Source organism: Pseudomonas sp. LB3P14, from assembly GCF_054898045.1.
In genome coordinates this window covers 6,038,823-6,051,408 of sequence record NZ_CM142714.1, presented here as the reverse complement: position 1 = coordinate 6,051,408, position 12,586 = coordinate 6,038,823, and the positions used below count along the sequence as shown (strand labels likewise).

Sequence of the window (12,586 nt, the reverse complement as noted above, 5' to 3'; positions counted from 1 at the left end):
CACGCGCAATACTCCCTAAAACACTCGCGACAAGGATGCCTCGCAATGAGCGAAAACCGTTTCAAGATCGTATTCGACGGCGCTCTGCTGCCAGGTGTTGACGTCACCACCGCCAAGTTCAACCTCGCCGAGTTGTTCAAAAGCGATGTGGCTGCCATCGAGCGGCTGTTCAGTGGCAAGCCGGTAGCACTCAAACGCGACCTGTCACAGACCGATGCTCAGACTTATCTCCAGGCGCTGACCAAAACCGGTATCGATGCCCGGATCGAATCCGAACCTTCGATCGAGCTGAACCTATCTGACGTTCATGAACACGCGCCGGCCGTCGCAGCAGACCCCGAATCGCCTTATGCACCACCCCGGGCTACCGTCGGCGAAGCCTTGCCTGAATTTTCCACACCCAAGCCGTTCAGCTTCGAAGGTCGCATCGGCCGCGTGCGTTACCTGGCCTGGACGATGTCCCTGACGCTGGTGACCCTTGGTGTTGGCGCTGTGCTTGCTGTTTTCGGCTTGGCCCTCATCAGTTCGGACTCGAGCGCCGGCCTGATTCTCGGTGGCTTGCTGGCCTTTGTTCTCTTCGTGGCGCTCGCGTTCGTCAGCATTCAGTTCAGTGTCCAGCGTCTGCACGATATCGGCTGGTCTGGCTGGCTTTGGCTGCTGACCCTCGTGCCGTTCGTGGGCAGCATCTTTCCGTTCGTGATGATGATTGCGCCGGGTAATAACACCGCCAATCAATACGGTGCGCCACCACCACCCAACAGCACCGCGGTCAAGGTACTGTCTTCGCTGTGGCTGGTGTTTATCGCGATCCTGTTCATCGGCGGGCTGGCCGGTGGTCTTACTGCCATTCAAAGCGAATACGAAAGCGCCACCCAGAGCAGCTATGAAAGTGACTCCGTGACCACCGAAGAGATCGAAGATGAGACCGCTGTGGAAGCAGAGCCGGCGCCAAATTCAGCCGACGATGCAGCCGAAGAAGCCCAGCCCCCTGTAGACTCTGCGAAAGAATGAACAGCGCTCCCCGCCCGTGACACCTGCGTCGCCGGCGCGGAGCTGTTGCGATGGAGAAATGCATGACCCGTTACGCTCTGATCACTGGCGCTTCCAGCGGCATCGGCCTGGCGATGGCCGAAGCGCTGGCCCGGCGCGGCCGCAGCCTGATTCTGGTGGCCCGGCAGCGTGATCAGCTGGAAAGCATTGCGATTGAACTGACTCAACGTTTTGGCGTGGAAGTGTTGTTCCGAGCCTGTGACCTTGGCGAGCCGCTACGGCTGTCCGGATTTCTGCTGGAGCTGGAGGAAGGTGACCGACAGATCGATTTGCTGGTCAACTGCGCCGGCATCGGCACTTGCGGCCCTTTCCTGGCTCAGGACTGGATGACCGAGCAGGACCTGATCGAAGTGAACATCCTCGCGCTCACTCGCCTGTGTCACGCGATCGGCAACAGTATGGCGCTGCAGGGCGGCGGGCAGATTTTGAATGTCGCCTCGGTGGCGGCGTTCCATCCCGGCCCTTGGATGAGCACTTACTACGCCAGCAAGGCTTATGTGCTGCACTTTTCCGAAGGGTTGCGCGTGGAACTGAAAAAATGCGCGGTCAAGGTGTCGGTGCTCTGCCCCGGCCCTACCCGCACGGCGTTTTTCCGCACCGCACAATTGGACGCTGGCAAACTGGTCGACAGCAAAATGCTGATGAGCCCCGAGGAAGTCGCGCTTTATACCGTGCGGGCTCTGGAGAAAAATCGCGCCATCATCATTCCGGGTCGACGCAACCGCTGGCGCGCCTTCCTGCCGCGGCTCGGCTCACGCTGGCTGACCCGGACAATCGCAGGCATGGTCAACAAGGCTTACTGCCCGCGCTGATCGACCCTCAAGGTAAAAGGCTGGGCTCGGGCATAACCCATGGTTAAACTCAGGCCAGCCCAAACAACGGAGAAACAGCTGTGGATACTCTGTTCAGCAAGATCATCAGCCGGGAAATCCCGGCGAAGATCATTTACGAGGACGACCAGGTACTGGCCTTCCACGACATCGCCCCACAGGCACCGGTGCATTTTCTGGTGATCCCGAAAAAAGCGGTGCGCACGCTTAATGACCTGACCGAGGACGACAAGACACTGGCTGGGCACATTCTGTTCACCGCCCAGCGTCTGGCCCTGGAATTGGGCTGCGAAGAGGGCTTTCGCGTGGTCATGAACTGCAATCCACTGGGTGGGCAGACCGTCTATCACATTCATATGCACGTGCTGGGTCAGCGCCAGATGCATTGGCCGCCGGGCTGATTCATTACCCGCTCTTGTAGGAGCACAGCTTGCTGGCGATGGCGTCATTGAAATCGCCATCGCCAGCAAGCTGTGCTCCTACAGAAGAAGCCTGCGTCACAATGACCCAACGCAAACCTTCGCTGGCCGATTGGGTTAAACTGGCCGCCGAGATTCTTCCCGGAGGTCAGCATGACTACTCAACGTCACTACTCGCCGATTGACCGTCTTCTGCTGCAAGCCGATGCCGCGATACGTACCTTGCTGCCCTTCAGTGGCCAGCCGTACCGTCCTTCGCCCGCTATCGTGCAGCCAGATGCGCAAATGAGCGACGAAGACTCCCGGCACGTCGCCGGCCTGATGCGCATCAACCATACCGGCGAAGTCTGTGCCCAGGCGCTGTATCAGGGGCAGGCCCTGACCGCCAAGCTGCCGCAAGTGCGTGCCGCTATGGAACATGCCGCCGAAGAAGAAATCGACCACCTGGTCTGGTGTGAACAACGCATAAAACAGTTAGGCAGCCACACCAGCATTCTCAATCCACTGTTCTACGGCATGTCGTTCGGGATCGGCGCGGTAGCAGGGTTGATCAGCGATAAAATCAGCCTGGGTTTCGTTGCTGCCACCGAGCATCAGGTCTGCAAACACCTGAACGAACACCTCGAGCAACTGCCGGCCGAGGACGAAAAGTCCCGGGCGATCCTCGAGCAGATGCGCATTGATGAAGAACACCACGCCGAAAGCGCGCTGGAGGCTGGGGGTTTCCGCTTCCCGGCACCGGTGAAGTTCGGCATGAGCCTGATGGCCAAGGTCATGACCAAGAGTACTTATCGGATCTGATCCCCAAATCCCGGGCACAAAAAAGGGCGCTTTTCAGCGCCCTTTCTTTTTGCTACCAGGAATCAGCTCGGCATGTTGCGCGCGTAGAAGATTTCCAGCATTTCATGCTTCACGCGGTCAGTCACCTGAGCACGCTGCTCAGAGGACAGGCTGCTGGTGGCGTCGCCGAACAGGTAGTTATCCAGTTCGAAGTCCTTCAGCAGCATTTTGGTGTGGAACAGGTTTTCCTGGTACACGTTCACGTCTGTCATCTGGTACGCGTCGCGGGTGTCTTCGGAAAGGTAGTTCTGAATCGAGTTGATCTCGTGATCGATGAAGTGCTTCTTGCCTTCTACGTCACGGGTGAAGCCGCGCACGCGATAATCCACGGTCACGATGTCCGAATCGAACTGGTGAATCAGGAAGTTGAGTGCCTTAAGCGGTGAAATGACGCCACAGGTCGACACGTCAATGTCCACACGGAAGGTCGCGATGCCATCGTCCGGATGAATTTCCGGGTAGGTGTGCACCGTGATGTGGCTCTTGTCGAGGTGGGCCAGGATAATTTCAGGCAGCGGGCCCGGGGACTCTTCGATCTGGCTGTCGGTCGGGGTCACCGGCTCTTCAGAGATCAGAATCGTGACGCTGGCGCCCTGCGGTTCATAGTCCTGACTGGCGATGTTCAGGATGTTGGCACCAATGATATCGACAACTTCTGTGAGGATCTGCGTCAGGCGCTTGGCGTTGTACTCTTTATTGATGTACTCGACGTAAGCCTGTTGGTCTTGCGGGGTTTGCGCGTAGCAGATGTCATAAATGTTGAAGCTCAAGGTCTTTGTCAGGTTATTGAACCCATGGAGCTTGAGTTTGCTTTTCACCGTTAAAGCTCTCTATGTATTGCGGCCCGGCCGCGTGATCAAGCATGCCTGCGCCATTTTTTTCAGGGTAGTGGCCCGTCAACCGACAGGCCGCACACCCGAACAGACACCAGCTTTAGATCGCCAGAGTCTGCGCTGCTTTTATGATAGTTGAATGTCGATTCAACCGAGTTCGATGATCTCGTAGTCATGGGTAATGGCCACACCAGCTGCGCCGAGCATGATCGACGCCGAGCAATACTTCTCGGCAGACAGCTCGATGGCGCGTTTGACCTGGGCTTCTTTCAGCCCGCGGCCCTTGACCACGAAGTGCATGTGGATCTTGGTGAAAACCTTCGGATCTTCGGTGGCGCGCTCGGCTTCGAGGAAGGCTTCGCAGCTTTCAACGGCCTGACGGGACTTCTTGAGGATACTGACCACGTCGAAATTGCTGCAACCGCCAACACCCAGCAAGAGCATTTCCATCGGCCGGACACCCAGGTTGCGACCGCCGGCATCAGGCGGACCGTCCATGACCACGACATGACCGCTGCCGGATTCACCGAGGAACATGGCTTCGCCAGCCCATTGGATGCGTGCCTTCATCGCCAAGACTCCACTGTATAAAAAAGGGTCGCCAGCTTAGCACAGGGCCCTGGATTGACGGTGTCTCGCCTTCCTAGGACGCAAGCCAATACGCTGTAGGTAAATTCTCGAATATTGAAGGAAGTGTCTGCTAAGCTGGCGCCAATTCGCTGGCGCATAGCCAGCTATGTAGCAACCTCAGCTATTCATAAAAAAACCAAACATACCGTGCAGTCTTTTCGGGATACAACCATGGTTGCTATTACCCCAACACCCAAAATCAAGAACCTCGACAAGCTGCTGATGCACTGTCAGCGCCGTCGCTATGCGGCCAAGAGCAACATCATTTGTGCCGGCGACCGCTCGGACACGCTGTTCTTCATTATCAAAGGGTCGGTCACCATCCTGATCGAGGATGACGACGGCCGCGAAATGATCATCGCTTATCTGAACTCCGGGGACTTTATCGGCGAGTTGGGCCTGTTCGAACAGGCCGGCCTGGAACAGGAACGCAGCGCCTGGGTACGCGCCAAGATCGAATGCGACGTCGCGGAGATCAGCTACGCGAAATTCCGCGAGCTGTCCCAGCAGGATCCGGACATTCTTTACGTGCTCAGCGGACAAATCGCACAGCGTCTGCGCAACACCACGCGCAAAGTCGGTGATCTGGCGTTCTTCGACGTCACCGGTCGCGTTGCGCGCTGCCTGCTGGAACTCTGTAAACAGCCGGATGCGATGACTCACCCGGACGGCATGCAGATCAAGGTGACCCGTCAGGAGATCGGGCGGATTGTCGGTTGTTCACGTGAGATGGTCGGTCGCGTACTCAAGGATCTGGAAGAGCGCAACCTGGTGGACGTCAAAGGCAAGACCATGGTGGTCTTCGGTACGCGCTAAGCCCTGAACATGTCTGCCAGCAACTGGCGGTACAACGTGTCGAGTCGTTCCAACGCATCAGGTGCTGCATATTTTTCATACAGGGCGATGTGGCTCTCGGCGCGCACTCGCTGCTCCAGGCCACAGGCTTCATTGAAACGGTTGACCGCCGCAACCATCGACTCACGCTCGTTTTCGAGCAACAAAGCACCGTGCACCAACCCTACCGGACGCGTACCGCCCTTGCTCTGACGCCAGCGCTGCGCGGTGCCAACCATCTTGCGCCCATCGAGGTTAACGTTGAATCGGCCATCGCAAAACGCGCCATCAACTTCGCCCAGGGACGAAACGCCGCCCAACTCATCAAGCAGTTGACAAATCGGGTCGCAGAGTCGGCGATAAGCGGTTTCGATCCGGTTCTGGTCACCCTCGCTACGCGGTGGCGCGTAGACCAGCGCGATATTGATGGTTGAGGCCGATTGCGGCACCGGTTCACCGCCGGTTTCACGCAATAACACCGGCCAACCCGCCGCAGCCGACACCTCGCATGCGGCCTCGAACCCAGGCAGACGATTCAAACGTCGCGGCATGACCAGCGCCCGATCACTGGGTTGCCAAAACAGCAGACCAAACTCCGAATCGCCGGTGCACACATGGGCCAACAGATCCTGTTCGGCGAGCAGGCCGGCTTCAACGGTCAAGGCGATGGGCTGGGTCATGGCAGTAGGCATCCTTTGTGTGGGGTATAAAAAAGCCGGCATCGCCGGCTTCTTCATTAAGTCACGTTCAGTCGAGTGTAGAACCGCTCACCGCGATACCACGCTCAGGAAAGAACAGACGCTGCAGTTCGGTGCCCGGACTTTCGGCGCGCATGAACGCTTCGCCAACCAGGAACGCGTACACATCACTGATTTCCATCAGCTCAACATCGGCCCGGTTGAGAATGCCACTCTCGGTGATCACCAAGCGATCACGCGGTATACGTGGCAACAGGTCGAGGGTGGTTTCCAGACTGACTTCGAAGGTATGCAGGTTGCGGTTGTTGACGCCCACCAGCGGAGTGTCGAGGGTTTTCAAGGCCCGCTCCAACTCGTCGCCGTCGTGGACTTCGACCAGCACATCGAGGCCGACGCCTTTGGCCACGGCCGCCAGCTCAGCCATTTTCACGTCGTCCAGTGCGGAGACGATCAGCAGCACGCAGTCGGCGCCCAACGCTCGGGCTTCAATGATCTGGTACGGATCGATCATGAAGTCCTTGCGGATCACCGGCAGTTTGCATGCCGCCCGCGCCTGTTGCAGATACGCATCGGCGCCCTGGAAGTAATCGATATCGGTGAGCACCGACAAACAGGTCGCGCCGCCCTTCTCGTAACTCTTGGCGATGTCGGCGGGAACGAAGTTCTCGCGGATCACGCCTTTGCTGGGTGAAGCTTTCTTGATTTCTGCAATGACCGCTGGCTGCTTGAGCTTGGCCTGAGCCAACAATGCCTTGGCAAAACCACGGGGTGCATCGGCCGCCTTGGCCAGACTTTCCAGCTCCGCCAGGCTTACGCGAGCGCTACGCTCGGCGACTTCCTGGACTTTGCGGGCCAGAATGTTTTCCAGAACCGTCGGTACACTCATCCCTCATTCTCCACTTTGAATACCGCGGTAAATGCACCCAACTCCTCCAGTTTTTCCCGAGCGAGGCCTGTGTGCAGCGCATCGTGCGCCAGGGCAACGCCTTCTTTCAAACTGCTGGCATGGTCGGCGGCGTACAGCGCGGCACCGGCATTGAGCATAATCATTTCCGCTGCTTTCTGACCGTTCTCGGTCTTGCGCTTGCCCAGGGCATCGCGAATCAGCTCCAGGGAGGCCGCCGGGCTATCCACCGCCAGACCGTGCAGGCTCTGGCTCTTCATGCCCAAGTCTTCTGGTTCGACCCAGTACTCAGTGATCTGGTCATCCTTCAATTCCGCCACAAAGGTAGGCGCCGCCAGACTGAATTCGTCCAGGCCATCCTTCGAGTGCACCACCAGCACGTGTTTGCTGCCCAGACGCTGCAAGACTTCAGCCAACGGCCGGCACAACGCCTGATTGAAGACGCCCACCACCTGATGTTTCACGCCAGCCGGATTCGTAAGCGGGCCGAGCATGTTGAACAAGGTGCGCAAGCCCAGCTCCCGGCGCGGGCCGGCGGCGTGCTTCATGGCACTGTGGTGGGTCTGGGCGAACATGAAACCGATGCCGACGTTATCGATGCAGCGTGCCACCTGAACCGGCGTCAGGTTCAGGTAGATACCGGCCGCCTCCAGCAGGTCGGCGCTGCCGCTTTTGCCCGATACCGCACGGTTACCGTGCTTGGCGACGGTGCAACCCGCCGCCGCGACCACGAACGAGGAAGCGGTCGAGACGTTGAAGATATTGGCACCGTCACCACCGGTACCGACCACATCGACGACGCCATCGAGGGTCTTGAGTTCGACCTTGTCCGCCAGCTCGCGCATGACCGACACGGCGCCGACGATCTCGTCGATGCTTTCGCTCTTCATGCGCATGGCCATCATGAACGCGCCGATCTGCGCATCCGTGCATTGACCGGTCATGATTTCGCGCATCACATCGCGCATCTCATCGGTGCTGAGGTCGAGCTGTTCGACGATACGGCTCAGGGCTGTCTTGATATTCATGAAAAGTCCTTAGCGCGTGCCGCCGGTTTGTTTGAGGAAATTGGCGAACAGCTCGTGGCCCTGTTCGGTGAGGATCGACTCAGGGTGAAACTGGACGCCCTCGATGTTCAGAGTCTTGTGGCGCAGGCCCATGATCTCGTCGACCGAGCCGTCTTCAAGCTGGGTCCAGGCGGTCAGCTCAAGGCAATCGGGCAGGGTTTCGCGTTTGACGATCAGTGAATGATAGCGGGTGACCGTCAGCGGATGGTTCAGGCCTTCGAAAACGCCCTTGTCCTCGTGGAACACCGGGCTGGTCTTGCCGTGCATGACCTGCCGGGCGCGAACCACATCGCCACCAAAGGCCTGGCCGATGGACTGATGGCCCAGGCAGACGCCGAGAATCGGCAGTTTTCCGGCGAAATGTTTGATCGCTTCAATCGAGATGCCGGCTTCAGTCGGGGTGCAAGGACCGGGGGAGACGACGATCCGCTCAGGGTTGAGGGCTTCGATTTCGGCGATGGTGAGCTCATCGTTGCGCACGACTTTGACCTGGGAGCCGAGCTCACCAAGGTACTGCACAACGTTGTAGGTAAAAGAGTCGTAGTTATCGATCATCAGCAACATGGCGTTATGAACCTCTTGAATTCACTGACTTTAATACAGCCTTCGAATGATTTACCCGCAGCGTCCTGCGCTTTGTCGGTCGCTGGAATCGCGCAGCAAAGCGGTATGTCTTACGGGCAAAGAAGGCAAAGCGGTAAAGATCCGGCCGGGCCGGCAGAAGGATTCAGGCGCGCCAACGCCAACGGGCGTGTGCCTTGATGACTTGATCCAGAAGTTTGCTGACGATCAACACGGGGAAGGTCTCATTTATACGTCTCGGCACAGTAACTTAGCTGGGCAGAGCGTGCAATATGGCGCGATCGAAGCGCGTGAAACAATCGACGGGTTCGCGCCGAACGGCAACTGACTCTATATTTCTGGCACCCTCGTTTCGTTCACTAAAACAATAAACAAACGGACTTGCTCATGATCAGACAGACGTTGTTTGTACCGCTTGCCGGCTGCTTGCTCGCGATGGCCTGCACCCAGGCGATTGCGGCGCCCAACCCTTATTCGAATTTCATCGTTTTTGGCGACAGCCTCAATGATGCGGGGCAGTTCACTGACACGGGTGGCCCTCCCGGTTCTACCCTGCGCTTCACCAACCGGACCGGCCCTGTTTACCAGGATGGCAGCGGCGAAGTCTATTCCGCCAACTCGACGCAACTGCTGGGTGGAAGGCTCGGCTTTTCCCAGGACGAGACGGCCGCTTCGACCTCGGCCGCGCGTGCCACCCAGGGCCTGCCGGACGGCAATAACTGGGCGGTTGGCGGTTACCGCACCGACCAGATTCTCGACTCGATCACCACCGCATCCGCCACGGGTGAACGCAGCCGTTTGGGTTATCTGCCGACAAACGACTTCCGCGCCGATCCGAACGCGCTGTATTACCTCTCCGGGGGCGGCAACGATTTTCTTCAGGGACGTGTTCAAAGTGGCGCTCAGGCGAATGCCGCTGCCGATCGACTGGCCAACAGCGTCCAGGTTCTGCAAACCGCCGGCGCCCGCTACATTATGGTCTGGCTGCTGCCCGACCTGGGTCTGACGCCGGCCATCAATGGTACGCCGCTACAAACAGCCACCTCACAATTGAGCAGTGCGTTCAACCGGCAGCTGGTCACCCGTCTCGCTGGGATCGATGCCGAAATCATCCCGCTGAATATTCCGTTGCTGTTGCAGGAAACCTTCGCCGATCCGGGGCGATTCGGTTTTGCTACTGGCCAGAACCTGACGGCGACCTGCTTCAGTGGTAACAGCTGCACCGAAAACGCTACGTATGGCATCAACAGTGCCACCCCGGACCCCAGCAAGCTGATTTACAACGATGGGGTTCATCCGACCGAAGCCGGGCAAAAACTGATTTCCGACTACGCCTACTCGTTACTGGCTGCGCCGTGGGAGCTGACATTGCTGCCGGAAATGGCCCACGCCACCTTGCGTGCACACCAGGATGAGTTGCGCAGCCAATGGCAATCGGACTGGGAGAACTGGCAGGCGGTCGGCCAATGGCGCGCCATTGTCGCCGGCGGCGGTCAGCATCTGGATGTCGATAGCCAAAGCAGCGGCGCCAGCGCTGATGGCAGCGGTTACAACTTGAACATCGGTGGCAGCTATCGCCTCAATGAAGCCTGGCGTGTGGGTGTGGCGGCGGGCTTCTATCGTCAGAATCTGGAGGCAGGCAGTAACGATTCGGACTACAAACTCAACAGCTACCTGGCCACCGCTTTTGCCCAGTTCCAGCAGAACCGTTGGTGGGCTGACGCCGCGTTGACCGGCGGCAAGCTGGATTACGACAACCTCAAACGCAAATTCGACCTGGGCGCCGCCGAAGGTGCGGAAAAAGGCGATACCGATGGCCATCTCTGGGCCTTCAGCACGCGCGTTGGCTACGACATTGCGCAACCCGGCAGCGCGTGGCACCTGTCGCCGTTCATCAGCGCCGATTACGCGAAAGTGGAAGTCGACGGCTACTCGGAAAACAGCAATCGTTCCACGGCGCTGACCTTTGATGACCAGAAACGCGATTCAAAACGCCTCGGCGCCGGGCTGCAGGGCAAATACCAAATCACTGCACAGACTCAAGTGTTCGGCGAATATGCCTACGAGCGTGAGTATGAAGATGACGTGCAGAAGGTGAACATCGCCCTCAACAGCCTGCCGTCCCTCGACTTCAAGCTGGATGGCTATACACCGCAAAGCCATTTGAATCGCGTGAGCCTGGGAGTCAGCCACAAGTTGACGGCCGATCTGGCGCTGCGTGGTGGGTATACGTTCCGCAAGGATGATGACTTTACCCAGCAAGGGCTTACCGTTGGGGTTGCGCTGGATTTCTGATCCGGCAAACAGCAGACACAAAAAAACGCGGAGCCCTTACAGGTGCCGCGTTTTTGGTAGCGAGGTCTTTGTGGGAACTCAGCTTGCCGGGGTTTGCTCGGCAAGCGCCACCGCACGGAACATCGCGCGGCGCTTGTTCAGGGTTTCTTCCCATTCCAGTGCCGGCACCGAGTCGGCAACGATGCCGCCACCGGCCTGCACGTGCAGTTCGCCGTTCTTGATCACTGCGGTGCGGATTGCAATCGCAGTGTCCATGTTGCCGTTCCAGGCGAAGTAGCCGACGGCGCCGCCGTAGACGCCACGCTTGACCGGTTCCAGTTCGTCGATGATTTCCATCGCGCGGATTTTCGGTGCGCCAGACAAGGTGCCCGCCGGCAGAATCGCGCGCAGTGCGTCCATCGCCGTCAGCCCGGCCTTCAGTTGACCGGTGACGTTGGAAACGATGTGCATCACGTTGGAATAGCGCTCGATGACCATCTTCTCGGTAAGTTTTACCGAACCGATTTCCGAGACCCGACCCGTGTCGTTACGGCCCAGGTCGATCAGCATCAAGTGCTCGGCAATTTCCTTGTGGTCGGACAGCAGGTCTTTTTCCAGCGCCAGGTCAGCCTCTTCGTTGGCGCCCCGAGGTCGGGTGCCGGCAATCGGGCGCACGGTGATCAGGTTGTCTTCGACCCGTACCAGCACTTCAGGCGAACTGCCAACGACGTGGAAGTCGCCGAAGTTGAAGAAGTACATATAAGGCGTCGGGTTGAAGCAACGCAGCGCCCGGTACAGATCAATCGGCGCAGCCTTGAAGTCGATCGACATGCGCTGGGACGGCACGACCTGCATGCAGTCACCGGCCAGGATGTATTCCTTGATGGTATCGACGGCTTTTTCGTAATCGTCCTGGGTGAAGCTCGAACGAAAGACCGGATCAGCAGACTGTTGCTTGCTGAAGTCCAGGCCACGGCGCGGGGTGATCGGTTGACGGAGTTTTTCCAGCAGCTCTTCCAGTCGTGCCTGACCTTGTTCGAAAGCATCTGCCTGCGATGGATCGGCCAGAACAATTGCGTGCATCTTGCCGGCGAGGTTGTCGAACACCACCACCGCGTCGGAAACCATCAGCAGAATGTCCGGCACGCCCAATGGATCCGGGTTCGGGCACTTGCCGAGACGCTTTTCTACATACCGCACGCAGTCGTAACCGAAATAACCCACCAGACCGCCATTGAAGCGCGGCAGACCAGGGATGGTCGGCACGTTGTAGCGGGCTTTGAATTCCTCGACGAAGGCCAGCGGATCTTCAGCCTCATGGCTTTCGATCTCGACGCCATCGTGGGTCACGCTGACGTGATGGTCATGAACCCGCAGCACCGTGCGGCACGGCAGGCCGATGATCGAGTAACGGCCCCACTTTTCCCCGCCCTGCACCGATTCCAGCAGGTAGGAGTTGGGCTCATCGGCCAGTTTCAGGTAGATCGACAGCGGCGTGTCGAAGTCGGCCAGGGTTTCGCAGGCAAGCGGGATGCGGTTGTAGCCGGCAGCGGCCAAATGCAGGAATTCTTCGCGGATCATGGGGTAGCCTCGTGGCTTGAGGGTCTAACAGTCAGGTATGCAAA

14 protein-coding genes are annotated in these 12,586 nt (G+C 58.5%); 7 read left to right on the top strand and 7 right to left on the bottom strand.

Features of this window, described 5'->3' with window-relative positions; translation table 11 throughout:
- The first annotated feature begins 45 nt into the window (after positions 1-45).
- The 4 genes from ACYZT5_RS27635 (at position 46) to coq7 (ending at position 3,100) form a co-directional block, all read left to right on the top strand.
- On the top strand, positions 46-1,011 hold the full coding sequence (locus ACYZT5_RS27635) for a DUF805 domain-containing protein (RefSeq protein WP_462048251.1): 966 nt from the start codon (positions 46-48) through the stop codon (positions 1,009-1,011).
- A 62-nt stretch (positions 1,012-1,073) separates the two neighbouring features.
- Entirely contained in the window at positions 1,074-1,862 is a 789-nt protein-coding gene (locus ACYZT5_RS27630) for an SDR family NAD(P)-dependent oxidoreductase (RefSeq protein ID WP_046052341.1), read from the top strand.
- Between the two features lie 80 nt (positions 1,863-1,942).
- Positions 1,943-2,281 carry a histidine triad nucleotide-binding protein gene (locus ACYZT5_RS27625; protein ID WP_462048250.1) on the top strand — a complete coding sequence of 113 codons (339 nt, stop codon included), beginning with the start codon at positions 1,943-1,945 and terminating at the stop codon, positions 2,279-2,281.
- Positions 2,282-2,452: 171 nt separating this feature from the next.
- Positions 2,453-3,100 carry a 2-polyprenyl-3-methyl-6-methoxy-1,4-benzoquinone monooxygenase gene (coq7, locus tag ACYZT5_RS27620; RefSeq protein ID WP_462048249.1) on the top strand — a complete coding sequence of 216 codons (648 nt, stop codon included), beginning with the start codon at positions 2,453-2,455 and terminating at the stop codon, positions 3,098-3,100.
- Between the two features lie 62 nt (positions 3,101-3,162).
- Here coq7 and speD read toward each other — a convergent pair whose 3' ends face one another.
- On the bottom strand, positions 3,163-3,957 hold the full coding sequence (gene speD / locus ACYZT5_RS27615; protein WP_462048248.1) for an adenosylmethionine decarboxylase: 795 nt from the start codon (positions 3,955-3,957) through the stop codon (positions 3,163-3,165).
- A 162-nt stretch (positions 3,958-4,119) separates the two neighbouring features.
- Positions 4,120-4,542, bottom strand: coding sequence for an OsmC family protein (locus tag ACYZT5_RS27610; RefSeq protein ID WP_007941657.1), 423 nt, complete (start codon positions 4,540-4,542; stop codon positions 4,120-4,122).
- A gap of 231 nt (positions 4,543-4,773) precedes the next feature.
- Between ACYZT5_RS27610 and crp the strand changes: the two genes are divergently transcribed.
- Positions 4,774-5,418: a cAMP-activated global transcriptional regulator CRP gene (crp, locus tag ACYZT5_RS27605; protein WP_462048247.1), complete on the top strand. Its 645-nt coding sequence runs from the start codon at positions 4,774-4,776 to the stop codon at positions 5,416-5,418.
- Here the strand turns inward: crp and ACYZT5_RS27600 are convergent.
- The 4 genes from ACYZT5_RS27600 to ACYZT5_RS27585 all read right to left on the bottom strand — a co-directional run bounded on the left by ACYZT5_RS27600 (position 5,415) and on the right by ACYZT5_RS27585 (position 8,669).
- A complete protein-coding gene (locus ACYZT5_RS27600; protein WP_462048246.1) occupies positions 5,415-6,116 on the bottom strand; it encodes a lipoate--protein ligase family protein in 702 nt (233 codons plus the stop codon). The two genes, crp and ACYZT5_RS27600, sit on opposite strands and share 4 nt — an antisense overlap.
- Positions 6,117-6,183: 67 nt before the next feature.
- Positions 6,184-7,020, bottom strand: a complete 837-nt coding sequence (gene trpC / locus ACYZT5_RS27595; RefSeq protein WP_462048245.1) for an indole-3-glycerol phosphate synthase TrpC — start codon at positions 7,018-7,020, stop codon at positions 6,184-6,186.
- A complete protein-coding gene (gene trpD / locus ACYZT5_RS27590) occupies positions 7,017-8,066 on the bottom strand; it encodes an anthranilate phosphoribosyltransferase (RefSeq protein ID WP_462048244.1) in 1,050 nt (349 codons plus the stop codon). The genes trpC and trpD overlap by 4 nt, the downstream gene beginning before the upstream one ends.
- A 9-nt stretch (positions 8,067-8,075) precedes the next feature.
- A complete protein-coding gene (locus ACYZT5_RS27585; RefSeq protein WP_157713839.1) occupies positions 8,076-8,669 on the bottom strand; it encodes an aminodeoxychorismate/anthranilate synthase component II in 594 nt (197 codons plus the stop codon).
- A gap of 46 nt (positions 8,670-8,715) precedes the next feature.
- On the opposite strand from ACYZT5_RS27585, the gene ACYZT5_RS27580 reads away from it, so the two are divergent.
- Both ACYZT5_RS27580 and estP read left to right on the top strand, forming a co-directional pair.
- Positions 8,716-9,015 carry a hypothetical protein gene (locus tag ACYZT5_RS27580; protein ID WP_462048243.1) on the top strand — a complete coding sequence of 100 codons (300 nt, stop codon included), beginning with the start codon at positions 8,716-8,718 and terminating at the stop codon, positions 9,013-9,015.
- Between the two features lie 59 nt (positions 9,016-9,074).
- The gene (estP, locus tag ACYZT5_RS27575) at positions 9,075-10,982 is read left to right on the top strand and encodes an esterase EstP (protein ID WP_462048242.1); all 1,908 of its coding nucleotides are present in this window, start codon (positions 9,075-9,077) and stop codon (positions 10,980-10,982) included.
- 78 nt (positions 10,983-11,060) lie between these two features.
- Here the strand turns inward: estP and trpE are convergent, their stop codons facing one another.
- Positions 11,061-12,542, bottom strand: a complete 1,482-nt coding sequence (gene trpE, locus ACYZT5_RS27570) for an anthranilate synthase component I (protein WP_462048241.1) — start codon at positions 12,540-12,542, stop codon at positions 11,061-11,063.
- Between the last annotated feature and the right edge of the window lie 44 nt (positions 12,543-12,586).

Bases quoted from the DNA above. Each gene is read 5' to 3' on its own strand.
- ACYZT5_RS27635 (WP_462048251.1), top strand. From the start codon at position 46: ATGAGCGAAAACCGTTTCAAGATCGTATTCGACGGCGCTCTGCTGCCA.
- ACYZT5_RS27600 (WP_462048246.1), bottom strand. From the start codon at position 6,116: ATGACCCAGCCCATCGCCTTGACCGTTGAAGCCGGCCTGCTCGCCGAA.
- ACYZT5_RS27585 (WP_157713839.1), bottom strand. From the start codon at position 8,669: ATGTTGCTGATGATCGATAACTACGACTCTTTTACCTACAACGTTGTG.
- crp (WP_462048247.1), top strand. From the start codon at position 4,774: ATGGTTGCTATTACCCCAACACCCAAAATCAAGAACCTCGACAAGCTG.
- estP (WP_462048242.1), top strand. From the start codon at position 9,075: ATGATCAGACAGACGTTGTTTGTACCGCTTGCCGGCTGCTTGCTCGCG.
- trpD (WP_462048244.1), bottom strand. From the start codon at position 8,066: ATGAATATCAAGACAGCCCTGAGCCGTATCGTCGAACAGCTCGACCTC.
- ACYZT5_RS27610 (WP_007941657.1), bottom strand. From the start codon at position 4,542: ATGAAGGCACGCATCCAATGGGCTGGCGAAGCCATGTTCCTCGGTGAA.
- ACYZT5_RS27630 (WP_046052341.1), top strand. From the start codon at position 1,074: ATGACCCGTTACGCTCTGATCACTGGCGCTTCCAGCGGCATCGGCCTG.
- coq7 (WP_462048249.1), top strand. From the start codon at position 2,453: ATGACTACTCAACGTCACTACTCGCCGATTGACCGTCTTCTGCTGCAA.
- ACYZT5_RS27580 (WP_462048243.1), top strand. From the start codon at position 8,716: ATGATTTACCCGCAGCGTCCTGCGCTTTGTCGGTCGCTGGAATCGCGC.
- trpC (WP_462048245.1), bottom strand. From the start codon at position 7,020: ATGAGTGTACCGACGGTTCTGGAAAACATTCTGGCCCGCAAAGTCCAG.
- trpE (WP_462048241.1), bottom strand. From the start codon at position 12,542: ATGATCCGCGAAGAATTCCTGCATTTGGCCGCTGCCGGCTACAACCGC.